Source organism: Maribacter sp. PR1, from assembly GCF_028464145.1.
GTDB lineage: Bacteria > Bacteroidota > Bacteroidia > Flavobacteriales > Flavobacteriaceae > Maribacter.
Window position 1 is genome coordinate 260,392 of the sequence record NZ_JAQPCG010000006.1, and the last position, 25,989, is coordinate 286,380.

At 37.4% G+C, this 25,989-nt stretch carries 15 protein-coding genes; 10 read left to right on the plus strand and 5 right to left on the minus strand.

From position 1 onward, the window contains the following. Positions 1 to 7: 7 nt before the first annotated feature. A complete protein-coding gene (locus tag PP182_RS13930) occupies positions 8 to 1,264 on the minus strand; it encodes an N-acetylmuramoyl-L-alanine amidase family protein (protein WP_272651876.1) in 1,257 nt (418 codons plus the stop codon). Between the two features lie 144 nt (positions 1,265 to 1,408). Between PP182_RS13930 and PP182_RS13935 the strand changes: the two genes are divergently transcribed. Together PP182_RS13935 and PP182_RS13940 are read left to right on the plus strand one after the other, a co-directional pair. Then, positions 1,409 to 4,144, plus strand: coding sequence for a putative LPS assembly protein LptD (locus PP182_RS13935; RefSeq protein WP_272651877.1), 2,736 nt, complete (start codon positions 1,409 to 1,411; stop codon positions 4,142 to 4,144). Between the two features lie 10 nt (positions 4,145 to 4,154). Continuing rightward, complete coding sequence (locus tag PP182_RS13940) at positions 4,155 to 4,538, plus strand: RidA family protein (protein WP_272651878.1); 384 nt, start codon at positions 4,155 to 4,157, stop codon at positions 4,536 to 4,538. Between the two features lies 1 nt (position 4,539). On the opposite strand, the gene PP182_RS13945 is transcribed toward PP182_RS13940, so the two are convergent. The 4 genes from PP182_RS13945 to PP182_RS13960 all read right to left on the minus strand — a co-directional run bounded on the left by PP182_RS13945 (position 4,540) and on the right by PP182_RS13960 (position 12,080). Beyond that, positions 4,540 to 5,391 (minus strand): N-acetylglucosamine kinase, encoded by an 852-nt coding sequence (locus tag PP182_RS13945; protein WP_272651879.1) that lies wholly within the window; start codon positions 5,389 to 5,391, stop codon positions 4,540 to 4,542. Between the two features lie 85 nt (positions 5,392 to 5,476). After that, positions 5,477 to 6,478 (minus strand): type I glyceraldehyde-3-phosphate dehydrogenase, encoded by a 1,002-nt coding sequence (gene gap / locus PP182_RS13950; protein ID WP_272651880.1) that lies wholly within the window; start codon positions 6,476 to 6,478, stop codon positions 5,477 to 5,479. Positions 6,479 to 6,504: 26 nt separating this feature from the next. Further along, a complete protein-coding gene (gene pfkA, locus PP182_RS13955) occupies positions 6,505 to 7,491 on the minus strand; it encodes a 6-phosphofructokinase (RefSeq protein ID WP_272651881.1) in 987 nt (328 codons plus the stop codon). Between the two features lie 164 nt (positions 7,492 to 7,655). Beyond that, on the minus strand, positions 7,656 to 12,080 hold the full coding sequence (locus tag PP182_RS13960) for a translocation/assembly module TamB domain-containing protein (RefSeq protein ID WP_330097997.1): 4,425 nt from the start codon (positions 12,078 to 12,080) through the stop codon (positions 7,656 to 7,658). A gap of 54 nt (positions 12,081 to 12,134) precedes the next feature. On the opposite strand from PP182_RS13960, the gene tsaD reads away from it, so the two are divergent. From tsaD to PP182_RS14000, 8 genes are all read left to right on the plus strand, one after another. Further along, positions 12,135 to 13,202: a tRNA (adenosine(37)-N6)-threonylcarbamoyltransferase complex transferase subunit TsaD gene (gene tsaD, locus PP182_RS13965; RefSeq protein ID WP_419197733.1), complete on the plus strand. Its 1,068-nt coding sequence runs from the start codon at positions 12,135 to 12,137 to the stop codon at positions 13,200 to 13,202. 6 nt (positions 13,203 to 13,208) lie between these two features. Further along, positions 13,209 to 13,916 (plus strand): 16S rRNA (uracil(1498)-N(3))-methyltransferase, encoded by a 708-nt coding sequence (locus tag PP182_RS13970; protein ID WP_272651884.1) that lies wholly within the window; start codon positions 13,209 to 13,211, stop codon positions 13,914 to 13,916. Positions 13,917 to 13,980: 64 nt separating this feature from the next. Further along, on the plus strand, positions 13,981 to 14,628 hold the full coding sequence (locus tag PP182_RS13975) for a DUF4159 domain-containing protein (RefSeq protein WP_272651885.1): 648 nt from the start codon (positions 13,981 to 13,983) through the stop codon (positions 14,626 to 14,628). 2 nt (positions 14,629 to 14,630) lie between these two features. Further along, positions 14,631 to 15,731: an AI-2E family transporter gene (locus PP182_RS13980; RefSeq protein WP_272651886.1), complete on the plus strand. Its 1,101-nt coding sequence runs from the start codon at positions 14,631 to 14,633 to the stop codon at positions 15,729 to 15,731. A gap of 6 nt (positions 15,732 to 15,737) precedes the next feature. Further along, complete coding sequence (locus tag PP182_RS13985) at positions 15,738 to 16,916, plus strand: THUMP-like domain-containing protein (RefSeq protein ID WP_272651887.1); 1,179 nt, start codon at positions 15,738 to 15,740, stop codon at positions 16,914 to 16,916. Positions 16,917 to 17,303: 387 nt separating this feature from the next. Beyond that, the gene (locus PP182_RS13990) at positions 17,304 to 20,615 is read left to right on the plus strand and encodes a SusC/RagA family TonB-linked outer membrane protein (protein WP_272651888.1); all 3,312 of its coding nucleotides are present in this window, start codon (positions 17,304 to 17,306) and stop codon (positions 20,613 to 20,615) included. A 56-nt stretch (positions 20,616 to 20,671) separates the two neighbouring features. Beyond that, positions 20,672 to 22,414 carry a RagB/SusD family nutrient uptake outer membrane protein gene (locus PP182_RS13995; protein WP_272651889.1) on the plus strand — a complete coding sequence of 581 codons (1,743 nt, stop codon included), beginning with the start codon at positions 20,672 to 20,674 and terminating at the stop codon, positions 22,412 to 22,414. 230 nt (positions 22,415 to 22,644) lie between these two features. Next, positions 22,645 to 25,962: a VCBS repeat-containing protein gene (locus PP182_RS14000; RefSeq protein ID WP_272651890.1), complete on the plus strand. Its 3,318-nt coding sequence runs from the start codon at positions 22,645 to 22,647 to the stop codon at positions 25,960 to 25,962. The last annotated feature ends 27 nt before the right edge of the window (positions 25,963 to 25,989 follow it).

The following is a 25,989-nucleotide window of genomic DNA, read 5'->3' on the forward strand; positions in this document are numbered from 1 at the left end:
AAAGGAATTATTGGGAATCCTCCTGCAACTCTTTGGGAACCGCGACTCTTTCGCCTTGCTTATAAGCCACAATATAAGCAGAAGGATAACCTATTCTCGCCGCCTTGGATTGAAGCATTTTAGCCTCCCTATAAGACAATGTAGAACCATACAGATACCGGAATAGCTTATTATACGGTTCTTTTGTTATTTGGGACAATCCCTTAAAATTATCCGAAACCAGAGGTAAGTCTCTACTACTCGCCATTAGTTGTACTTTATAAACCAATTTATCCGGATTTGATTGCTCCGGGTCTACTTTTGGTTTTTCGACTACGACAGTCTTAATTTCTTCCTTTGAGGGAATTTCCTTGGTTTTTTCTTCAATCTTATTCTCAGAGGTTTCTTTAGATGGGATGTCAACAGAAACCACTTCTCTGGTTTTATCGTCAATAATTTCTTTAGGGGCATTGGATGTTGAGTTTTGAGCTATCTGCCCAACACCACCCTGTGCATCTACCTTATACTTCAAAATAGCATCGGCTATAGCAGTACCCATTTCTGATTGCCCTTTTTTAGAGTTCAGATAAGACCCTTCATCTTTGTTGGTCAAAAACCCAGTTTCGACTAAGACACTTGGCATGAAAGTTTGATGTAACACGATAAATCCTGCCTGTTTTACTTTTCTATCCGTTCTTTTTAATCTTCCGGACATATTGTCCTGGATATTTTTTGCCAATGCAATACTTTGGTCTAAAAATTCTTCCTGCATAATTGTTAAACCAATTACCGATTCAGGAGAGTTTATATCGTAATCCGCATAACGAGTCTCATAATTATCCTCCAAATAAATTACGGAGTTTTCCTTCTTCGCTATCTCAAAATTTTGCTTGTTGGCGTGTAATCCCAGTACAAAGGTTCCGGCGCCATGTGCATCTGAAGAATGGGAATCACAATGGACGGAGACAAACAGGTCGGCATTCGCCTTGTTTGCAATTTCTCCCCGAACAAAAAGATCTATAAAAGTATCGTCCTTCCGCGTATAAATTACTTTAATGTCCTTATTTGCGGATAAAATCTCCCCTACCTTGAGTACAATATTCAGTGCAATGTTCTTCTCTAGGTAACCATTGCCCAAATTACCTGGATCGTGACCACCATGACCTGCATCCAATACTACAACAAATGGATCAATTGGAGATTTTTCCAAATCCATTGCGTTAATCCAACAGAACGATGTGGAAAAACTCAAAATTAAGAGAACAAAAACAGATTTAATTTTCATATTCGATTTAGGTATTTATAGCTCTATACATGGTTAAATTTATGGTAATACCCTGTATAGAGAATAAAAAATATATGTAAGTTTGACATCTGAATCTAATGGCTATTAGATTGCCAAACCTTTACAAAAATAGGATATCTAGCCTTGCAATCAAATAAACAGAACGTACTTTTCCTATTCCTACTTTTTGTTGGTGTAATTTCCCTAACGGCACAAGAGGACAAAATTGTTCCCCTTGAAATAAAGGTAGTGAAGGATACCCTTGTAGCACCATTAATGCCCAAACCTATAGCCAATGATAGTGTTGTTCGAGATTCTTTGCAAAGAGATTCCACGAACCAGAAGACTTCAATACTACTTGATAATATTACTTACAAGGCAAAGGATTATGTTAAATTAAGTCAGCGGGAGCACAAAATATATCTTTATAACGAAGCCGAAATTTATTATCAAGATACGGAGTTAAAAGCGGGCATCATCATCATGGACTATGTGAAAAATGAGGTTTATGCGGGTAGATTAAAAGATTCCCTAGGCAATTACACCCAACTCCCTTACTTTAAACAAGGTTCTAATGTAGTAATACCAGATTCTATCCGTTTTAATTTTGATACGCAAAAAGCCATTATTTGGAATTCCCGTACCGAACAGCAAGCTGCTGCCGGGCAATTGGGAAGTGATGCCATGAAAGTCTATGCAGAAATCACCAAAAAAGAGAATGATTCCGTTTATTTTTTAAGCGAGGCAAAAATCACCACGGCTAAGGATACCATCAATCCAGATTATTACATACGCGTGAGAAAGGCAAAGTTTGTGCCCAGCAAAAAGGTAATTGCAGGTTTTAGTAATTTGTATATTGCCGATGTCCCTACTCCGATTGCAATGCCCTTTGCCTATTTTCCACTGGATGTTGGTAGTGCGCCGGGTATAATTATGCCCACTTTTGGCAATGACCCCAATCGGGGTTACTTTTTACAGGATTTTGGATACTATACCCCTATAGGGGATTATGCCGATGTTACTTTAAGCGGTGATTTCTATACCAATGGGAGCTGGGGCTTTAGAACGGCTTCCATTTACACCAAAAGATATAAATATCGTGGTAACGTCAATTTTAGATATGAAAACCTAGTAAATAGTCAGAAAGGATTTAGCGATTATAGCCTTACCAAAAACTGGAACCTGCAATTTTCACATTCCCAAGACCAAAAGGCCAGTCCCAATTCAAGGTTTTCGGCCTCCGTTAACTTAGGGAGTAGTGAATATTATAGAAATTCTTTACAACAAAGAAATTTACCGAATACACAGAACAATACACTATCCTCCTCTATCTCCTATTCAAAGACCTTTCCGGAATATCCATCGGTTAATATGAGTTTAACGGCCACACATTCACAGTTGACTTCACCTTCGGCAACAGCTTCGAACAGCGATAATATTACCATGACCTTACCGACATTACAGGCCAGTATGGAACGTATTTTTCCGTTTGCCAAAAGGGACGGAATAAAAAAAGGGGCAATCCAAAACATTAATTTTCAATATGACCTAAATGCCCAAAATAGGCTTACCACAAATGATGAAAATTTTCTTACCGGTAGCATGTTCGATAATGCCAGGATTGGTGCTAGACATAGAATTCCAATCAGCACAAACTTTAAAGTAGCCAAGTATTTTAGTGTTACCATGGGCGGAAGCTATGAAGATGTTTGGACCATGGAAACCTATGAAAGGAGCTATGATACGGAAACAGAGGGTGTTGTGATAGACAGTGTAAGTGGTTTTGACCGATATAATCAATATAATCTAAGCGCTAGTATCGGTACTACACTTTATGGAACCTTTGATTTTGGGGAGGACAAAAAAATTCAAGCAATTAGGCACGTTATGCGACCTACCTTAAGCTATGGGTATGCCCCTTCATTTGAACAATACTATGACGAGTATACCGAAGGGATTAACGGCGAAGGTGAAGTAGTCCAGTACAGTCGTTTTCAAGGGACTTTGAACGGGGCTCCTAGATTGGGGCGCTCCAATAGTTTAAGTTTTTCATTGGCCAATACGCTAGAAGCCAAGGTTCGCGATAAAGACTCAACAAAATTAGAACCCAAAAAAATTCCACTTTTAAGCAATCTAAATTTGTCCACATCCTACAATATGGAATCAGATTCTTTACGTTTAAGCCCTTTAAGTCTTAATGGAGGTACCAATATATTAAACAACAAAATGTCCATTAACTTTTCCGCTGGATTGGACCCCTACGCCATTGATAATAACGGAAGAAGAATTGATACTTGGAATATAAACAATGGGGGTAGCCTGTTTCGTTTAACTCGGGCAAATGCGAATATCTCATATTCTATAGACAGTGAGATGTTTGGCAAGAAGAAGGAAGAAGAACAAGAAGAGGAAGAAGAAGACCCATTTGACTACGTAGCACAAAGTGGAGGTAGAACGGATGATTTATTTGGTAGAGCAGATAGTTTTAGGGACAACCCAGTTAGATCTGAGAACAAAGATGAGGATATAGAAAACCCAGTTTATGGAACAAAAATACCTTGGAATTTTAGATTAGCTTATTCCGCGAGTTATTTGAACAGTGCGAGACAGAATGAGTTCAGTTCACATTCCCTCATGTTTTCTGGAGATATAGAACTTGCACCACGCTGGAAAGTTGGCGGTTCATCTGGATATGATTTTAAAAACAAAGGATTTACCCTTACTCAATTGAGATTTCAAAGGGATTTAAAGAGTTTCTCCATGCGATTCAACTGGACACCTTTTGGCCAATACAAACGGTGGTATTTCTTTATTGGGATAGATGCCTCTATACTTAGTGATTTAAAATGGGAAAATAGAAGTCAACCTTTTAGAAATTAAACAAAACACGATGAAAAAAATAATTAATACCTCCAAGGCCCCCGCGCCTATCGGACCTTACAATCAAGCTGTTTTAATCGAGAACACCTTATATATATCAGGGCAAATCCCGTTAAATCCAGAATCTGGAGAATTAGTTGAAGGGGACATTAAAAAGGAAACCGAACAATCCATGGAAAACCTAAAGGCCATACTACATGAAGCTGGAATGACCTTTGAAAATGTTGTAAAATCTTCGATTTTTTTGAGTGACATGAACCAGTTTATTCATGTCAATGAAGTCTACGGTTCCTATTTTAACGCTGATACCGCCCCAGCTAGGGAAACCGTTGAAGTCGCCAACCTTCCAAAATTTGTGAATGTTGAGATTTCTATGATTGCCTTTAAATTCTAGCCTACATATTTTCTTTGTGAAATTCAACCAAACCTTCAATCGGTTTCTGACGAATTACGCCTACGATTAAATCATTTCGTTTTAAGACCGTAGATAGTTCATCCCTTAAATAATGCGCTATACTACCTACAAAATTGATTGGCACTTTTGTAGCCAAATCAAATTGCATGATGTAATTATTTATAAACTGTTGAAAGCCTTTGTCTATAACACCCTTGGAATAAGGGTGCTCCTTATTTTCAATTAAAAACCTGGCAAAAGTTGCCAGATAAGTGTTTGGATTAGGTTGCTTGTAAAGATTGTCCTTAATAACATCAGCTTCTAAATCATGCTGACTTGCAAATTTCTCCGCCAAATCCTTTGGCATTTTATTGAAGTAGTAATCCCTAATTAATTTGCGGCCAAAAAAGTTCCCACTACCATCATCCATTGGTATATAACCTAAGGACGTTACTTTTTGATGTAACTTTTCCCCATCATAATAACTACAATTGGAGCCTGTCCCCAAAATACAGACGATTCCTTGATGTCCTATTTTTGTGGTAGCGAATATAGCGGCATAGGTATCCTCTTTAACTTCTGCCACGGCATTTGGAAAAAAGTCTTTAAAGATTTCCTTTAGAAATTTTTTCATTCGGTCCGTTCCACATCCTGCCCCATAAAAAAACAAGTGACTAACATCTTCCCTGTTTTTTGAAAGTTCAAAGTTATTCGCCAAGCGATCTTCAATAACATCTTTGGTTAAAACTTCTGGGCTAAGTCCCAGTGTTTGGGTCAAGAAAAGCTTCTCCCCATTATCGTCCAATGCAATCCAATCCGACTTGGTTGCCCCGCTATCCACTATTAAAATCATAAACCCTGTATTTAAAAAATAATCCTGAAAATAAGGAAAAAATACCTTATTCTCAGGATTATCATTATTAAATCTAATTGCCTAATTAAAGACTGTTTACGTGCTGAATTAAATCTACCATTTTATTGGAGAAACCAGCTTCATTATCGTACCAGTTAATCAACTTGTAGAACTTAGAATTCAATTCAATACCAGCTCCGGCATCAAAAACACTTGTATTTGCCTCACCAACAAAATCTTGGGAAACAACCGCTTCTTCCGTATAACCCAAAACACCGTTCAACTCACCTTCTGAAGCAGTTTTAAATGCTTTTTTAATTTCTTCATAGGAGGTTTCCTTTTTCAAACGAACGGTTAAATCAACTACAGATACGTCTGCAGTAGGAACTCTAAAGGCCATACCCGTAAGTTTACCTTCTAAGGATGGAATTACTTTTGTAACCGCTTTGGCAGCTCCCGTGGATGCAGGTATGATGTTTAGCATAGCACTTCTACCACCTCTCCAGTCTTTCTTAGAAGGACCATCAACCGTCATCTGTGTTGCAGTGGTAGCGTGAACTGTCGTCATTAGTGCTTCTTCTATACCAAAAGCGTCATTTAACACTTTGGCCATTGGAGCAAGACAGTTCGTAGTACAGGATGCATTTGAAACTATCGTATCAGAAGATTTAACCTCTTTATGGTTAACCCCCATTACAAACATTGGAGCATCCTTAGAAGGTGCAGATATAACTACTTTCTTGGCACCCCCGTCGATGTGATATTGAGCCGTCTCCAAAGTTGTAAAAATACCTGTACATTCAGCTACTATGGAAGCACCAACTTCATCCCACTTGCAATTTTTTGGATCTCTTTCCGCGGTAATTCTTACTGTTTTACCGTTTACGATTAAGTTACCATCCTTCACATCGACAGTTCCATCAAAATGTCCGTGTACGGAATCATATTTTAATAAGTAAGCCAAGTGCTCAACATCCAATAAATCATTAATAGCGACTACATCTACGTCACCTCTTTTTACGGTAGTCCTAAACACCAATCTACCTATTCTACCAAAACCGTTAATTCCTATTTTTAAATTTGACATTTTCTATTGTTTTTATCGATTAAATTTTAAGTTGTCATTATTTCAGAAACTCGAATAAGTTCCTTATCTATCTTAGTATGTCCCTTTATTGCCTTGTTTATAGGTGTTAGGGTAATTTTATTATCTTGAATACCTACCATTAAATTAGTCTTGCCCTCCAGAAGCGATTCCACCGCCCTTACTCCCATTCTACTGGCCAGAACACGATCATAACAAGATGGGGCACCTCCTCTTTGCATATGTCCTAAAACGGAAACCCTAACATCATAGATCGGTAAATGCTCTTCCACGTATTCCTTGAGTTCAAAAACGTTTTTACCTGTTTTGTCTCCTTCAGCGACTATAACTATACTTGACGATTTACCTGATTCCTTACTTCTCCTCAAAGACTCCAATAAACGGTCTAGACCAAGATTTTCCTCGGGAATCAAAATCTCCTCGGCACCTGCACCTACTCCGGCATTAAGGGCAATGTGCCCAACATCACGGCCCATGACCTCAACGAAGAAAAGTCGGTTATGCGAACTAGCCGTATCCCTAATTTTGTCGATACAATCCACGACGGTATTAAGTGCCGTATCAAAACCAAGTGTGAAGCTTGTTCCAAAAATATCGTTATCTATGGTTCCCGGAATTCCCATAATAGGAAAATTATATTCTTGATTAAATATCATAGCTCCGGTAAAACTTCCATCTCCTCCAATCACTACAAAGGCATCAATTCCTGCCGCGAGCAATTGGTCATGCGCCTTTTTCCTACCTTCAGGAGTTCTAAATTCAGTACATCTTGCAGATTTTAAAATAGTACCACCCTTATTAATGATATTATTTACACTTCTTGCATCCATAGGTTTAAAATCTCCTTCTATCATTCCTTGATAGCCTCTATAGATACCCATGCACTCCACCTTCATGTAGGCACACGTCCTAACTACAGAACGTATGGCCGCATTCATACCAGGAGAATCCCCCCCGGAAGTAAGCACTCCTATTTTTTTTATGTTTGAAGACATTCGAAAAATTAAGCCAACGAAATTAGTAAAACTTCTTCCAATTATGAAATATGGCAAGCTTCCATTTTACGTTTAATCTGGAAAAAAGTTGTGGATGTTATATTTTAACCAAAATATAAAGCAAACCTATGTTAACCTAACAATTTTTATCTGCTATAAACCAATTAAAATGATTTTGGTTTAGCGTAAAAATTAAGCAGACTATCCTTACCCATTACAGAAATAGGTGGTTCTGCTTGAGGAACAACCTTTACCTTTACGGAATCTTGGCTTTGTTCCTTTTTTAGTATTTTCCTGAATAACTCCTTAAAGCTGTTAAAGTCCACTTCATAGGAAAGGCCTGCACCCTGTGTGGAACCTTGTTGATCGGGCAAAAAAGCTTGAATCTCACTTTGCCTACTAAAAAACTTGGCACTTAGACTACCCTCCTCATTTAATAGAACTTGAATCTCAAAATCTCCTGCCACTAAAGTTTCACTGGCTCCCCCAACCGGCACCCCTACCTTACCGTTAAATAAAACTCTATCCGAAATTTGAGTAGATACAGTCACACCGATTCTATCGTCCGTTTCCAAGTCCGTACTTTGGAACCCCTGCTCATAGGATAAACCAAAATTGAGTTTGTCATTTCCACCTCCTAGGATCGAATTTAAAATACCGGATGCACTTTGCACCAAGTTACCCGTAATGGCTTGTTGATTGATACCACTTTGATCGTTTACGAAATTCCCTTGGGCCAAAAGAAAAATTGCATTTTTCTCCGCTACGGTTGGATCCTGCAAACGGTACTCCAATTCAGACTGAACAATGGAATTTGTGCTCGGAAAATCGATTCCAAATTCTATATCTGGATTCTGTAATTGTCCAGTTAACTTTATAACTACATCTGTTGGTATTCTTCGAGTATACCCTTGATTGTCCAGCAATGGTGCCGGGTTAGCGGTTAATGAATATACAGCTTCCATATCTAACTGTGCTTCCAAAGGTTTTTGGTCCCAATTAATTGTACCACCAGGTTCAACCATAAAGGTCTTATCTATAATTCCTCCAAATTTGTATCGAAATTGTCCCGTAACTACAACAAAATCACCATACATCTCAAATTTCCCGTTGGTATTGATTTGAATCAGCAAAATACCTTCCCCAGTACCCTTTAATGCACTACCTGTTTTGGTATCCGTAACGATCTCCACTTCAGCAGCAGGTGTAACATCCAAGTTAAATTCCAACTCTAGACCTTGGTAATCCTTTAATTGTCGTTGTTCCTCAATAGATTTAATATTATCCTTTTCTAAAAAATTGATGAAAGAGTAGTCACCCACGCTAGCAACATCGCTGAGAGGAATTTTCAATGAGGTCCCTCGTGCAGTTTCGCCATCCACAGTAATATTAAGTGCAGTAGTGGGTCCATAGATTCTACCTGTTCCATTTAAGTATCCGGTACCATAGTATAAATCACCTTCTTCAAATTCTGTATTTAATATTAAAAATCGGTTATTATTGGTATCAACATTCAAGTTGAGGACCCAATTGTCAAAATAACTGTGGGTGATAGTACCGTCTAGATTAGCCCTTGTACCATTGGTCACATCCGAAAGTGCTATGTTTTCAAAATTGAATGTTTGATTTTCTAAACGAACCCTTGACCTTGGTGCAAATCCATAATCTACATTTAAGTACGGAATGGCAATACCCGCATTATCCAATGTTAACAGGCCATTAAAGTTAGGATTGTCCACTGGTCCTGAAATACTTACTCGACCATCCAGATCACCTCGAATATTATCTATAACTCCTTCTCCTAATGGACTAAAAGGCTCAAGTTTAAATTTGCTGAAATTTGCCACTAAGTTGGCGGTCGGCATTTGTTCCTTATTCTCAATCTTTCCGACCACGCCAAATTTCTCAATTCCATTCTCACTTAATTGCGAATTCACCTGAAATTCTGTTAAATCCCTATTACCGACAATACTAATTGCCAAATCGCCCATGGGCATATCGTTAATTCCAAATTGATCGATGTTCAAATTTGAGGAAGGCAAATAAATTCCATCCTTTTGAAGGACATTGAGGTTTCCATTGACCTCTCCCTGTAATTTTAGACTATCTATTACAGGTGTAATCTTATTCAATGATACTATTTTGAATTGAAGTTGCAAATCCTTGTAGGTAGAATCCGCCAATTGGCCACGAAGTCTAATTTGCTCCTGCTCATCATTATTCATCACAATTTCCTGAATGGTAATGCTATCCAATGACCTATTCAAGATTACTTTGTTCATGGAATTACCTTCCTTATTTAATATCCACTTGTTACCTTTAAAGCTGACATCCGAAGTTTTTAAGCCAATGACAGACTTATTTTCCTTGTTGAAGGTATGATAAAAATTAAGGTTATAACTATCGTTATACTCACTTCCTCCCTTGAATTCCGACCTAAAGAACAAGGTGTCCTTTAAAGTGGTATTGATTAAACTAAAATCCTTTACATTGTAGTATGGAGTGTTTAAATCACCTACTGAAACATAGGTATTGAAGAGTGGGTTCTTATTATCAATTTTAATCTCTATATTGTCTGCTTCATTTCCAAAAGCAACAATACTGGGAGATTCAAAATTAAGTTTGAAATCTCCTTCGTCCGAAATAATTTTACCCTTTATGAATGTATTTGGATCAAACTGAACCTCGGGAAAGAAAACATCGACAATTTTATTATAAATTTTAAAATTGAAACTTAGATTTTGTCCCCTAGAAATTTCAAATGGTCTATAATTGGTATAGATGCTACCTATGGAGTTTTGGACCAATTTCCCTAATTCCTTAACCCTAAAATTACCTTTCATGTAACCCGTAATAATATCGGGTGAATTAATATCGATGACCCTTACAGAATCACTTTCAAAAGTGGAGGTAATGGTAAAATCCTCAAAATAATACGTATCGTTTTTATTTTGAAAATTGGTCTTGGTAAAGTTTACATCACCGACGATATTGTCCAAGGTATTCCCCTGAATATTCATGCTTACATCGCCCTTAAAAATAGAGATACTATCACTAATAAAGTTTAGTTTTTTTAAGTCGGCATAATCCACAGAAGCCTTAAAATTAAAGTTATTGCTTTCCTCTCCGAAATCCGCTAGTCCCTTAAAATTGAATTTTAGATTCTCATCATTACTGGTCAATGATCCATCGAACAATTGTTCCTTTAAAATTCCGGATACTTTAATATCGCGGTAATTATAGTTGTTGAACTCAATGGAATAAATTTGTCCTATTACTTCAGTATTCAATTTATCCGTCACAAAACCCCTACCTTCAACATTAAAATCCAAATTGGCCTTTCCTAGGCTTTTGCTGTTCACAAAGTCCCCCAAATCGAAATCGATCAAAGAGATAAAACCTGAATAGGTGGCATTATCTATATTATTAAAATTAGTAAGTACAATATCGGAATAACTACTACCTACCGCCGTGTTTAAATTAACTTTAGCGTCAACGGAAGAATCTGTAATCAACGCATCACCACGAATAGTGAACTGACCCAATTTACTAAAGGTAGAGGGGAGCGAATTTCCAATTAAATTTGGCAATAAGGCATTTAATTGATAGTAACTACTGGTAACATTTTTCATACTGGCATCCAGTATGAAGGATTTTTGTTTGTTGAAAAGATGCTTAAAATTAAAGTCTCCCCGAATACCTGTATTATCGGATATTAGAAATAAATTTTCAATATTCAAATCATTTAAAACTCCGTTTACACTAGTAGTCAAGGTAGCCAACTTACCTTTTCCAAACTCATTGTAAATCATATTGATTTCATCAAAGGAAACCGTGGATTCCTCGAAATTGGCCACTACATTTACTTTGTTAAGAAAGTCTTGAAAATCCTCTCGATTATAATTGAAAACAACATTACCATCCAACTGGGACAAAGGTGTCTTAATTTGTAGGGAATCAAAACGCATTTGCTGTTTGGTGTATTTAAAATCTGTATTCAATTTTTCAACTAAAATACCCCTATGACTAAAAAATGACATTTCATTAATATCGGCCGTAACTTCCGGACCCAATATCTGAAAATCATCGGCTTGTATGTTCAAATCCTTAAAATTAAGGGCCTCTTCATTCTGCAGATTCTCATCAATATATTGAAATCTACTATTGTTAATGTCTACGAAAGAAGAGGAAAAATAAAAAGGAGGTGTTCCTGGCGCTCTAGGCTTGCCATCATCTAACTTGTCAACAAACACGTTGATATTGGTGGTTTGTTCCCCGTAATAGGTTTTCAGTTTAAAATGAAGGTCATCAATTTCAATATCTCCGAATTCTAGCCTGCCCCGGGCCAAATTTCCAATACTTACAATTGAGGTCTTTAATTCATTGATGTAAAAAAGTGTATCCTGCTTGTAATCCTCAATATAAACGCCCTTAAGAGAAGTGTCCCAAGAAATTAGGGAAACCCTTAGCCTTTCCACATTGATATTGGTACCAAACTCTTCATTGATTGAATCTGTAGCGTATTTCGCCAAAGTAGTTTGGACTATGGGCAGGGAAAGTACAATAGTCCCCAAAACACAGGTCAACAAAAGAACCAAAAGTGTTCTAACCAGTATTTTTCTAAGTTTTTTGATAGGGCTATTATGTTTTACCTTTGTATTTCAATTTTTATTCCAAACACGTTGGAAAAAGAAACTATTTATATTCTAGCCATTGAATCTTCCTGTGATGATACTTCCGTAGCAGTCTTACAAAACGATACTATGCTAAGTAACGTGGTCGCTTCCCAAAAAATTCACGAAGAATATGGTGGGGTTGTACCAGAGCTCGCTTCCCGTGCGCACCAACAAAATATAGTCCCCGTTACAACCCAAGCTTTAGCTAGGGCAAATATCGATAAAAAACAATTATCCGCCATAGCTTTTACAAGAGGACCGGGACTTATGGGATCTCTTTTGGTAGGAACATCGTTTGCAAAATCGCTTGCACTGGCTTTAGATATACCTTTGATAGAGGTAAATCATATGCAGGCCCACATCTTAGCCCATTTCATTAAGACTGAAAATATGGCTCCACCGGCATTCCCGTTTATAGCTTTGACCATAAGTGGAGGCCATACCCAAATTGTAAAGGTTAACGATTATTTTGAAATGGAAATATTGGGGCAAACCTTGGACGATGCCGTAGGTGAAGCTTTTGACAAGAGTGCGAAAATTTTAGGTCTCCCCTACCCTGGTGGCCCTTTAATTGACAAGTATGCCGCGAAAGGTAATCCTAACGCTTTTGAATTTCCAAAACCAAAGGTAAAAGACCTGAATTTTAGTTTTAGCGGATTAAAAACGAGCATCCTCTACTTTATCCAAAAACAAACTGCTCAAAACCCCAATTTCATCCAAGAGAATCTTGAGGATATTTGTGCCTCCATTCAATACACCATAATTAATATATTGATGAGCAAACTTAAAAAAGCGGTTAAAAGTACCGGAATTAATCGAATAGCAATAGGGGGTGGAGTTTCCGCAAATTCGGGGATAAGAAGTGCCTTGAAAGACGCTGAAAACGAATTGGGCTGGACAACCTATATCCCAAATTTTGAGTTTTGCACGGATAACGCCGGTATGATCGGAATTGTAGGATATTATAAATTTAAATCCAATCAGTTTACAGGACAGGAAATTTCTGCGAAAGCCAGGTATAATCTAACTTCATAAAAGAACATGCAATTATTCTATAATCCCGATCTTGACGAAACCAGTTCGCAATTCTTTTTTGATGCCTCGGAAAGCAAGCATATGATTCGGGTCCTTCGAAAAAAAGTGAACGATGAAGTTTTAATTACCAATGGAAAAGGGTTGATGCTTAGTGCTAAAATCACGGATAACAATCCTAAAAAATGTGCTGTAGAAATTACCGGAGTAAAAAAGGTACATCCTAGAAGTTACTGGTTGCACATGGTAGTTGCCCCAACAAAAATGAACGATCGATTTGAGTGGTTTCTGGAAAAGGCTACCGAGATTGGAGTCAACGAGATAACACCTGTCCTTTGCGAACATTCCGAAAGAAAGAAAATTAAATTAGACCGATACAAAAAGGTAGTGCAATCTGCGATGAAGCAATCTTTTCAGGCCTATCTCCCTAAATTAAATGATTTAACAACAATGGAAGAGTTCATTAAAAACCCGCGAGAAGGAGCCTTGTTTATTGCCCACTTGGATGAGTCGGAACGATATGAACTGAAAAGAAGGGTTATTCCGGATAAGCCCATTACCATACTTATTGGGCCAGAGGGAGACTTTTCGGCCAATGAAATCAAAAAAGCAAAAAAGAACGGGTATCTCCCAGTATCTATGGGCCGTAATCGATTAAGAACCGAAACGGCAGCCATAGTGGCTTGCACGACAGTTGCTATCATCAACAATGGTTAAAATTATAAGAGCCCAAACTTTCGTTGTTTCTAATTGTTTATTTTTGATAGGCAATTTTAACTAAATGAATCACTTTCCCTATATCTTACTTCTAATTTTAAGTTTCGGTTTCAATACCTATTCGCAAGAAATTGCAATTTTGAAGTACCAAGGAGGTGGAGATTGGTACGCTAATCCAACGGCGTTACCCAACCTTATAAGTTTTTGCAATACCCATATTGGTACAAGTTTGAACACCAAGCCCGAAACCGTGGAAGCCGGAAGCAATGCTATTTTCCAGTACCCTTTTCTACACATGACGGGACATGGAAACGTAGTTTTTTCCTCCGAAGAGAAAGATAATCTAAGAAACTATTTATTATCGGGTGGGTTTTTACATATTGACGATAATTACGGCATGAAAGAATATGTGATGACCCAAATTAAGGAATTGTTCCCGAATAGCCCCTTGGAAGAAATTGGTGTGGACCATCCCATATTTGGCCAAGAATATCAATTTCCTCAGGGTTTACCAAAAATTCATGAGCATGACGGTAAAAGACCAGAAGCGTTGGGTGTTTTTGTAAACAATAGACTAGTTTTACTACTCACTCTAGAATCGGACCTCGGAGATGGATGGGAGGACCCTGCGGTGCATAATGACCCAGAAGAAATCAGGATTAAGGCTTTACAGATGGGAGCAAATATTATTTCTTATGTCTTTAAAAACTGACAATGACTTCTAAAACAATTGCAAACGGTATTTTAAGAGCTGTGGGAATACTTGCCGCTATAGTTCTACTTCTTTATTTCTTTTACATTATTCGTTCTGTCCTCGCCTATTTGGCCGTGGCGGTTGTAACCGCATTAATCGGTAGGCCGATAGTGCTTTTTTTAAGGAGAAAATTAAATTTTCCTAATTTGTTGGCAGTCATTTTAACCATGCTTCTTTTAGTTGGAGTATTGGCAGGTGTCTTAGCCCTTTTTATTCCTTTAATTACAGAACAAAGTAAAAACCTATCATTACTGAATATAGATGAACTACAAAACAGTATTAATACACTTTATCACAAAACCACCCACTATTTTGGGTTGTCTTCACATCTAGTTGAAGATGTTATCCAGGATACGGAAATAGAAAAAGACATTCTGAGGGATTTGGACATAGGTTTTATTCCAAATTTTTTGAATTCTTTATTGGATATTCTAAGTTCGGCAAGTATCGGTCTTTTTTCCGTACTGTTTATTTCGTTTTTCTTTTTAAAGGATAGTAAGCTTTTTCAAAACGGTTTGCTCATATTCGTTCCTCAAACAAAGGAAAAAGGGACCATTAACTCAATAGAGAAAATCAATAATTTACTTTCGAGATATTTTGTTGGCCTCTTACTTCAAATTTTTATTCTATTTATAATTTATACAATAGTCCTTTTAATTGTAGGTATAGAAAATGCTATAGTTATAGCCTTTCTATGTGCGTTATTCAATATTATACCTTATATAGGACCATTGATTGGTGGAGGACTCATGATTATTTTAACCATGACCAGTAACTTGGGAGCAGATTTTAGTGAAGTTATTTTACCCAAGGCTGGTTATGTTCTTATTGGTTTGGCCATAGGACAGTTGGTGGATAATTTTTTCTCTCAACCCTTTATCTTTTCCAATAGTGTCAAATCACATCCTTTGGAAATCTTTTTGGTCATTATAATCGCAGGGTTATTGTTTGGCGTTGTGGGTATGATTGTCGCCGTACCGGGATACACCGCAATCAAAGTAATACTGAAGGAATTTTTGGCCGAAAACAAAATTGTAAAATCCCTGACGGAAAATCTTTGATACTTTTTGAATAAAAATCTATTAAATACTGAGGTTCAAGATTATATTACCAATAATCTTAAAACCGATATCCATTCCATCCTTTTAGGTAAAAATGATTTCCCCAATGTTAGTTCAAGAGAGTTGGTAGAACAGCTAGAATCAAAAGGAAGAGCACAAAAAAAATTACCCACTTGGTTTTCTACGCCTAACATATATTATCCCAATAAGCTTAATATATCGCAAACATCTTCAGAGGTGACTGCAAGATATAAAGCAGAGCTTATGCAAGGGAACACTATTCTAGATGTAACCGGAGGTTTTGGGGTTGATACCTTCTATTTTTCCAAAAGGTTCCAAAAGGTTTTCCATATTGAGAAAGAGCAGCAACTCTCAAAAATAGCAGAGCATAACTTTAAGCAACTTGGCGTTACGAATATTGAGTCCATCAATGCTAATGGAATAGAGTTCCTAAAGTCCACTGAGGAAAGTATCGATTGGATTTATCTAGATCCATCTAGAAGGGACAATCGGAATAAAAAAGTATACTTTCTTCAGGACTGTGAACCGGATGTAACTTTACATTTGGGTTTTTTGTTTTCAAAATCGGAAAATATTCTAATAAAAACTGGACCCCTACTTGATTTGTCTATGGGGATGAGCCAATTGGAACATGTTAGAGAAATACACATTGTAAGTGTAGAGAACGAGGTCAAGGAAATTCTCTGGATTCTAAAAAAACAGTATGTGGGAAATATCAAAGTCAAGACCATTGATATTTCCAAGGACCGGAAGAATACTTTTCAATTTGATGTGAAGGAATTAAACGAGTCCAAGGTTGAATATTCAGAACCCATGAAGTATTTATATGAACCGAATTCGGCGATTATGAAATCGGGGGCGTTCAACTTAATTGGAAAAAAATATGGACTAAAAAAATTAGAGGAACATGCCCACCTTTACACCTCGGAAATCCTCATTCCTTTTCCGGGTAGAAAATTTATCATTGAAAAAGTATTTCCGTACCATAAAAAAATAATAAAGCAATTAGGTCTGGATCAGGCAAATATCACTACTAGGAATTTCCCAGAATCTGTGGCTCAGATTCGTAAAAAAACAAAACTGAGGGATGGAGGTAAAACCTACCTATTCTTTACAAAAGATCTTAACGGCAAACTCATCGTAATTATTGGCGTAAAATCCTAAAAAAGGAACAGAAAAAGATTACAAATAGATTATTGACCATCGGTTGCAATAGCAAACTATAACGTTTGAAATATGCGAAAAGATTCGATTATTGACACATCAAGAGACAATAATGTTAAATTTAAAAAATTATCAATTTGATAATTTTCAACACCTCTAATTTCCTATAAACACAATAAAAACAGTCAATTATAGGATTTACCCAATATTTTAAGTGAATTTTTAACACTAAAAATTAAAAAATATTGAATAATCCATTATTTGTATGTCATAATATTTTGTTATCATTACGCCGAATTTGGTTTTTTTTAACACTTTCTCATACTCAGGGGGAGCCCTTTAAAACCAATTCGGGAGATTAATTTAAACTAACAAACAACAAGGATTATGAATCAAAAGCATGATTTCAAGTCGGTCAAATCCAAAAAAGGACTATCCTTTTTTAAATCTGGGATTTTATCGATGATCATTTGTTTAGGAACACAATGGGTTTCTGCAAATGCGACGACTACAAATTTTAAAATTGTAGTAGACGAAAATTTACAGTCTACCGTTACGGGTACTGTAACAGATGAGGCAGGCACACCTTTACCAGGTGCCAACGTATTAGAAAAAGGTACTACTAACGGTACCCAAACTGACTTTGATGGTAACTTTACATTAAACGTAGAGTCCGGAGCGGTTTTAGTATTCAGTTATATTGGATTCCAAAGGCAAGAAGTTGCGGTGGGAGGGCAATCAACTGTTAATGTTACTCTTTTAGAAGATGCCGCTGCTTTGGATGAAGTAGTTGTTACTGGTTATCAGGTTCAGTCAAAAAGAGAAACTACTGCTGCCGTTTCCATTGTTAAGGCCGAAGATTTAGCCGCTGTACCCTCAGGTAACATCGAACAGCAATTACAAGGTAGGGTTGCTGGTGTAACTGTATTAACAAACGGACAGCCAGGTACTACAAGTCAAATTAGGGTACGTGGTTTCAACTCTTTTGGAAACAACGCACCTTTATATGTAGTTGATGGTGTTCCCACTAGAAATGTGGATTTTATAAATCCAGATGACGTACAGACCGCTACTGTACTTAAAGATGCGGCTGCCGCTTCCATCTATGGAGCCAGAGCTGCAAACGGTGTAATTGTTTATACAACTAAACAAGGTTCTAGGTCTAAAAGAAAGACTAGAATGACACTTAATCTTAATAGTGGAGTCGTGGATCCAAATGTGGCTGGCGCTCCTCAACAGTTAAATCCATTGGAAATGGCCCGCTATACCCATATTGCTTATGAGAACAATGCCGCCGTTAATGGAACTGCTGTACAATATACACATCCTCAGTATGGGAGTAATCCAACACCTACTATTCCAGATTATTTACATGCTAATGGCGCTAACGGAGTTAGTGCTTCAGAGGTTGACCTTGCTGCTGTAAGAGCGGCGTACGAAGCTGATCCTGAAAATGTATTTTTAATTCGTCCAAATTTACAAGGAACTAACTGGTACAAGGAAATCACAAGGATTGCTCCTCAAAGTAGACTTTCCATTGGTTTCGATGGTGGAAATGAAAATGGTAGATTTTACATGGGTGTTTCTGCACAAAACCAAGATGGTATCGTATTATCACAAAAATTTTCCAGATACGCAGCACGTTTCAATTCAGAATGGGATGTTACCCCATGGATGAGTATTGGAGAGAACTTTCAAGCTACTTACCGATCAGCTGTAGGTATTGCCGGTGGTGCTGGTGGTGTTGAGGCAGCCGATGATGAGACTGAGGTATTATCTGCGTTTAGAATGCCAACTATCCTACCTGTTTATGACGATTTTGGAAGTTTTGCAAGTACTAAGGCGGCTGGGTTCAACAACCCAAGAAACCCGGTTCGTCGATTAAAATTGAATAATGGAGACGACAAATCCTATAATATAGGAGGGTTTGGAAATATTTATATGCTACTAAAACCATTTGAAGGTCTTACGCTTAGATCAAGCTTAGGTGGAACTTATAACAACTATCACTATGTAGATTACAACTTTAGATATTTAGGAGATTCCGAACCTGAAGCCAGTAATTTCTTTGGAGAAGGTAGTGGTTATAGCTTTGCTTGGACTTTTACCAACACGTTCAGTTATGAAAAACTATTTGGCAAACATAAGATTACCGCTTTCGGTGGTATAGAAGCTTTAAACACGGGTAGAGGTAGAAATATCTCCGGTTCCGGTATCAACCCATTCTCTACGGATTTGGATTTCCAAAGTCTTAGTGTAGTACAAAGCCCAGTGGTTAACAGTAACCAGTTCAAAGGTTCCAACTATTTCTCCTACTTTGGAAAGTTGGATTATAACTTTGATGAGAAATACTACTTAACAGGGGTGTTAAGACGAGATGGTTCCTCCCGTTTCGGTGAAAATGCAAGATATGGTACATTCCCTGCAGTTTCTGCTGCTTGGAGGATAATTTCAGAACCCTTTATGCAAAACCAAAATTTTATCTCTGATTTGAAAATTAGAGGTGGTTGGGGACAAATGGGAAGTGATTCTAACGTGGCTCCAAACAACCAGTTCTCATTGTTCGCATCGGACAGAGCAAATACCTTCTATCCAATAGATGGTCAGAACAGTGGTGCAAACGAAGGGTTTGCCGCTAGTAGAATTGGTAACCCTGACGCACAATGGGAAACTTCTGAAACCACAAACATTGGTTTTGACCTTTCTTTGTTCGATAATAAATTAGAGTTTATTCTGGATTGGTGGAAAAAGGATACCAAAGACCTTCTTTATCAGGTACCCTTACCAGGTGTGACCGGTAACTACGCTGCCTCCCCCTCTGTTAACATTGGTGGTATGAGCAATTCTGGGGTTGACTTTCAGATTATTGGAAGAGGTAATATTACAGAAGATTTATCTTTCACAATAAGTAGCACGAACTCCTTCTTAAAGAACGAGATTACTGCACTTGCTCCAGGAATTGAATCTTTTGGTGATAACATCGCTTTTCGTGGTATTGCACCAATCAGAAACTCAGTGGGAGAACCCATTTCTACTTTCTTTGGATATCAACAGATAGGTTATTTTAATTCCCAAGCTGAAGTAGACAACTCACCAACACAGCCAGACGCCGCTGTGGGGCGTTTCAAGTATGCCGATATCAATGGAGATGGTGCCATTACGCCAGAAGATAGAACCGTTATTGGTAATGCAGTACCAGATTATACCGGTGGACTTGATTTATTGTTCCGTTATAAGAATATAGAATTCCAGACCTACTGGTATGGTTCTGTTGGAAATGAAATATTTAATCAATCCAAATGGTTTACAGATTTCTTCGGAACTTTTGAGGGTTCTGCTAAAGGTGCAGCCGCTTTCAATTCATGGACTCCTGAATTAGGAAATAATGCAGGTGCTCCCATTTGGGAAAGTGCTTCCAACTTAAGTACTAGTGGGGCTGCTAACTCATGGTATGTAGAAGATGGTAGTTATCTAAGATTGGTTCAATTGCGTTTAGGTTATAATTTTGATACAGATTTGGTAGAGAAATTAGGTCTTAGCAAATTCAGCATTGGACTCAACGCTAACAATATATGGACGATAACAAAATATAGCGGTCTTGATCCACAGGTTGCCGGTCCAGATACAAACTTCGGTGTTGATATTGGTAACTTCCCTGTTACCCCTAGTTATGCAATAACCTTAGAGATAGGTATTTAACATATTCAAAATTAAAATATTATATAATAATTAGTAACTTTAACAAAAAGTAAACTATGAAAACATTTAAATTAAAAACTCCGTCACTATTACTGGGAGCCATGCTTATGGCGACTATGTCCTGTAGTGATGAATTTTTGGAAGTTGCGCCAACCGACTCCCTAGCAGATGCTCAGGTGAGTACACAGGCTGGTATCGACGGATTGTTAATCGGAACGTATTCTGCGCTTAATGGCGTATTTGGTAACCGATTCGAAGGACCAAACCATTGGGCTACAGGTTCTGTAGTTGGTGGAGAGGCCAATAAGGGGACCGATGCCGGTGATTATAGCTCTTTAAACCCTATTCAGCGGTATGAGGCAAGCCCAGTTGACCCCAACAACGACTTTAACAACCTTTGGAGAGGTAGATATGAAGGTATCAGTAGGGCCAATAAAGTCCTGTCTGCTATTGCTAACTCTACGGAGTTAAGTGCTGCAAATGCGGCCAGATTAGCTGGTGAGGCCCGGTTGTTAAGAGGTCATTTCTATTTTGATCTTAAGAAGCATTTTAATAACATCGTTGTTTTTGATGAAACCGTTCCATCTCCAGAGATTGCTTTATTGCCAAACAACGGAGATGCCTGGGCTATCATAGAATCTGATTTCCAATATGCTTATGATAACCTACCTGCCGTAAATGGAGCTGGTAGAGTTAACAAGTGGGCAGCTGCTGCCTATATGGGAAAAGCCAAGTTATTCCAACAAAAATTTGGTGAGGCTAAATCATGGTTCGATGATGTTATCGCCAATGGTGTAACATCAGACGGTCAGAAATATGCCTTATTGGATGACTATGCACAGATTTTTAATGCTGAAAATGATAACCACGCGGAGGCAGTATTTGATGTTGAATCTGCCAATAATACGGGAAGTGTTAATAACGCTAACTGGTTCGATGACTTGAATTATCCTTATAACACAGGGGCTGATGGTCCTGGTAACTGTTGTGGTTTCTTTCAACCAAGTTTTGAAATGGCCAACTCATACAGAACATCAGCTGAAGGTTTACCACTATTGGACGGATCGTATAATGACCCAGCAAACGTGGTTGCAAATGACTACGGTATCGAAGCGGATGAACCATTTACTGAGGATGCCGGTCCACTAGATCCTAGAATTGATCACGTTATCGGTAGAAGAGGTATTCCTTATTTAGATTGGATAGAGCATCCAGGTAAGGCTTGGATTAGAAGCCAACCCTATGGTGGTCCTTATTCTCCTAAAAAATACATCTATTACAGAAGTCAAGAAAATAGCTTTACAGATGGTAGTTCATGGACTCGTGGTTATGCCACTATGAACTATACGATTATACGCTTTGCAGATGTTCTTTTAATGGCTGCCGAGGCTGAAATTGAAGCTGGATCTTTGGATAAAGCTTTGGAATATGTAAACTTGGTAAGAGCCAGAGCTGCAAATTCGGAGCACTGGGTAAAAGAGTACGATTCGGATGACAATGCTGCAAACTATGTAATTTCTGAATATACATCATTCCCAAATGCTGACTTTGCCAGACAAGCCGTTAGATTTGAAAGAAAATTAGAGCTTGGTGAAGAAGGTCATAGATTCTTTGACCTTGTAAGATGGGGTGTTGCCGCAGATGAGTTGAATGCATACTTAGATTATGAATCCACATTGTTGGTAACTAAATTTGGAGGTGCTAGCTTTACGGCAGGTAAAAACGAGTTTTTCCCAATACCACAAGCTCAAATTGATCAAAGTGAAGAGGGTGTTTTAACTCAGAACCCGGGTTATTAATAATAAGTATTTTGTACTTAAAGAAAAGGGCGTATTTAATACGCCCTTTTTTTATAAACCAAAAATTAAAATAGATTAATAAAAGTTTAAACTAGATTTCTTTTGTGCACTACAATTTTAAAAAGACTAGCTTTTAATTAAATTTGCCAGCAAATCATCTTTTAACCACCATTAGAACTCACTAATTCCTTTTACTAAAATCCATGAGTTTAAAAAACCTCAAATTATCGATGAGAAAATTAATTGGTCTTCTAACTTTAATTGGTCTAGTCACATTTTCATGTAGTAATGAAAAAGAAAAACTCTTTTCACTTATTCCTTCAAAAGATTCAGGTATTGACTTCAATAATAAAATAGTTGAAACGGATAGTTTTAATATTCTTACCAGCGAGTATATTTTTAATGGCGGCGGTGTTGCCATAGGAGATTTTAATAATGATGATAAGCCTGATATTTTCTTCTCCGGAAATCAAGTCTCCAATAAACTCTATCTCAACGAAGGAAATTTTAGTTTCTCGGATATTACAAATGAGGCAAATGTAGCTGCAGATAACAAATGGAGTACTGGTATTACCTTGGTCGATATTAACAAGGACAATCTACTGGATATCTATGTTTGTGCGGCCATGCTTGAATCAGAGGAAGAAAAAGCAAATATGTTATTTGTTAATCAAGGAACAGATAAAAATGGAATTCCAACCTTTAAAGAATTAGCAAAAGATTATGGCGTTGCTGATGTAGGCAATAGCATGGGAGCAACATTTTTCGATTATGACAAAGATGGGCTATTAGATTTATATGTTCTTAATAATGTTGACATTCATGTCTTGCCTTCAAATTACAGAAAAAAAATTACTGATGGTTCTGCCTTGAGTAATGACAAACTGTATCACAATAATGGTGATGGGACTTTTACGGATGTTACCAAAAAAGCCGGAATTACAATTGAGGGATACGGTCTAGGGTTGGCCATTGCAGACATTAATTACGATAATTGGCCAGATATCTACGTAAGCAACGACTATCTTACCAATGATCTACTATATATTAATAATCAGGATGGAACATTTACCAATAAAATATCCGATTTAGTAAAGCATCAAAGTAAATTCTCGATGGGTAATGATATTTCGGATTTCAACAATGACGGCTATTTGGACATTATAACCTTGGATATGTTGGGAGAAACCAATGAAAGGCTTAAAACGACTATAGCTAGTAACAAGTATACCAACTACATTCTTAATGACCGTTACGAATACGAATACCAATACACTCGAAACATGCTTCAGAAGGGAAATGGAAACGGAGTTCCATTTAGTGAAGTAGGATTGATGTCCGGTATTTCAAAAACCGACTGGAGTTGGTCTCCCCTATTTGCGGACATGGACAATGATGGTTATAAAGATTTATTGATAACCAATGGATTTCCGCGCGACATTACGGATTTAGATTTCGGCGATTTTAAATTCAATGTAAGCAGATATTTAGGTCCGGAAAAACTATTGGACTCTATACCTACCATAAAGATTCCAAATTATGTATATAGGAACAAAGGGGTAGGTAAATTTGAAGACAAGGGGGAGGATTGGGGATTAAATATACCCTCTTTTTCTAACGGGGCAGCTTTTGCAGATTTAGACAATGACGGAGATTTGGACTATGTTGTAAACAACATAAATGATCCGGCCTTTGTTTTTAAAAATAATTTGAAAACAGAGGCGAATTACCTCAAATTGAACTTAAAAAATTCAAGTACCTATGGTATCGGGGCAAAGATTGTTCTCAGGTTTGCCGATGGTACTTTTCAATACTATGAAAACTACCTATACAGAGGCTATATGTCGTCATTAGAGGGCATCGTCCATTTTGGACTAGGTAATAAAAATGAAATAAAGACTATCGAAGTACTATGGCCAAATGGCAAATTTCAAAAATTGGAAAATGTCAAGGCAAATCAAACCATTGTATTGGATCAAGAAGATGCCGTTTCATTAGACCTTTTGGATTTAGCATTTCCGTTCAATCCAAAAAATGAACAAAGATTTTTTACCGAGGTTTCAAAAGATATGGGTATTGATTATGAACATAAGGAATTGGACGTTGTGGATTTTAACATTCAACGAATTCTTCCTCATAAACTTACACAAAATGGACCGTGTTTGGCAGCTGGTGATTTGAATGGTGATGGTACCGACGATTTTATTATGGGCAGTTCAGCAAGATATTCCCCAGTTTTATTTTTACAAGATGAGCAAGGCAATTTTACCCAACGTGAATTATTTACCGAAGAAGAGGATAAAAAATATGAAGAGGAAGGGATAACTCTTTTTGATATTGACAATGATGGTGATTTGGATATTTATTTTGTATCCGGAAGTAATGAATTTACACCTGATGACAGTTATTATCTAGATAGGTTACTTTTAAATGATGGTAAGGGCAATTTTACATTGGACCAAGCCAATTTACCGGAAATTAAAAAAAGTGGTTCTATCTCGGTAGCTAATGATTTTGATGGTGACGGCTACGTCGATTTATTTGTAGGTGGCCGGACGCCCTTTGCCAAATATCCTATCCCTGAAAGGAGTTTTCTACTAAAAAATGAAAAAGGAAAACTGATTGATATTACAGATTCCAAAGCTCCAGGATTAGGGGATATTGGAATGGTGACGGACGCTACCTGGGCAGATGTAGATTCCGATGGAATAAAAGACCTGATAATTGTTGGAGAGTTTATGCCAATAACCATTTTTAAAAACGATAAAACAAAACTAACCAAAATCGAAAATACTGGCATAGATAGCCTTTATGGGTTTTGGGAAAGTATTAAAGCACACGATTTTGATAAGGACGGAGACCTAGATTTCATCGTTGGTAATTTAGGTGCAAATAATTTTTACCAACCTACTCCGGAGAGACCTACCAAACTTGTCTCAAAGGATTTTGACAACAATGGTACCGTGGATCCCGTAATGTTCGCCTACTTTAAAAATAGTTTCGAGAATCCAGAATATAAGGCTTTTCCTGTAAATTTCTGGGGAGACTTAAACGGCCAAAGCCCATTGTTTAGATCAAAATTTAACACGTACAAGGGTTATGCCAAGGCAGATATCGAAACACTGTTCAACGAAAAAGAGCTGGAGGGAGCACAGACTTTTACCGGTAATTTTGACAGAAGCGTATATCTAGAAAATCTAGGAAACGGTAAATTCAACTTAAAAGAACTTCCTTGGGAAGCTCAGATGGCTCCTATAAACAGTATTGCTATTACAGATTTTAACAATGACGGAAACGATGATGTTATGCTTGTTGGAAACGATTATGGCAATGAAGTTTTTATTGGAAAATATGATGCTTCCAATGGGTTTTTACTAGAAGGAGATGGACGAGGCAACTTTAATGTTGTTGATATCCAAAAGAGTGGTTTTGTGACACAAGGAGATACTAAAGATATTGTACTTTTAAAAAATGCAAATGGGAAAAATCCATATATTGTAGTATCTCAAAACCGTGGACCTGTACAAGTTTTTAAAAAGAAAGAATAGTTAGGCTATTAGTACTAGGTTCCCTAA

What these genes read in the sequence shown, in the direction of transcription:
- PP182_RS13970 (WP_272651884.1), top strand. Translation starts at nt 13,209, where the DNA reads ATGCAATTATTCTATAATCCCGATCTTGACGAAACCAGTTCGCAATTC.
- PP182_RS13945 (WP_272651879.1), bottom strand. Translation starts at nt 5,391, where the DNA reads ATGATTTTAATAGTGGATAGCGGGGCAACCAAGTCGGATTGGATTGCA.
- tsaD (WP_419197733.1), top strand. Translation starts at nt 12,135, where the DNA reads ATGTTTTACCTTTGTATTTCAATTTTTATTCCAAACACGTTGGAAAAA.
- PP182_RS13980 (WP_272651886.1), top strand. Translation starts at nt 14,631, where the DNA reads ATGACTTCTAAAACAATTGCAAACGGTATTTTAAGAGCTGTGGGAATA.
- pfkA (WP_272651881.1), bottom strand. Translation starts at nt 7,491, where the DNA reads ATGTCTTCAAACATAAAAAAAATAGGAGTGCTTACTTCCGGGGGGGAT.
- PP182_RS13940 (WP_272651878.1), top strand. Translation starts at nt 4,155, where the DNA reads ATGAAAAAAATAATTAATACCTCCAAGGCCCCCGCGCCTATCGGACCT.
- PP182_RS14000 (WP_272651890.1), top strand. Translation starts at nt 22,645, where the DNA reads ATGAGAAAATTAATTGGTCTTCTAACTTTAATTGGTCTAGTCACATTT.
- PP182_RS13975 (WP_272651885.1), top strand. Translation starts at nt 13,981, where the DNA reads ATGAATCACTTTCCCTATATCTTACTTCTAATTTTAAGTTTCGGTTTC.
- PP182_RS13990 (WP_272651888.1), top strand. Translation starts at nt 17,304, where the DNA reads ATGAATCAAAAGCATGATTTCAAGTCGGTCAAATCCAAAAAAGGACTA.
- PP182_RS13930 (WP_272651876.1), bottom strand. Translation starts at nt 1,264, where the DNA reads ATGAAAATTAAATCTGTTTTTGTTCTCTTAATTTTGAGTTTTTCCACA.
- PP182_RS13995 (WP_272651889.1), top strand. Translation starts at nt 20,672, where the DNA reads ATGAAAACATTTAAATTAAAAACTCCGTCACTATTACTGGGAGCCATG.
- gap (WP_272651880.1), bottom strand. Translation starts at nt 6,478, where the DNA reads ATGTCAAATTTAAAAATAGGAATTAACGGTTTTGGTAGAATAGGTAGA.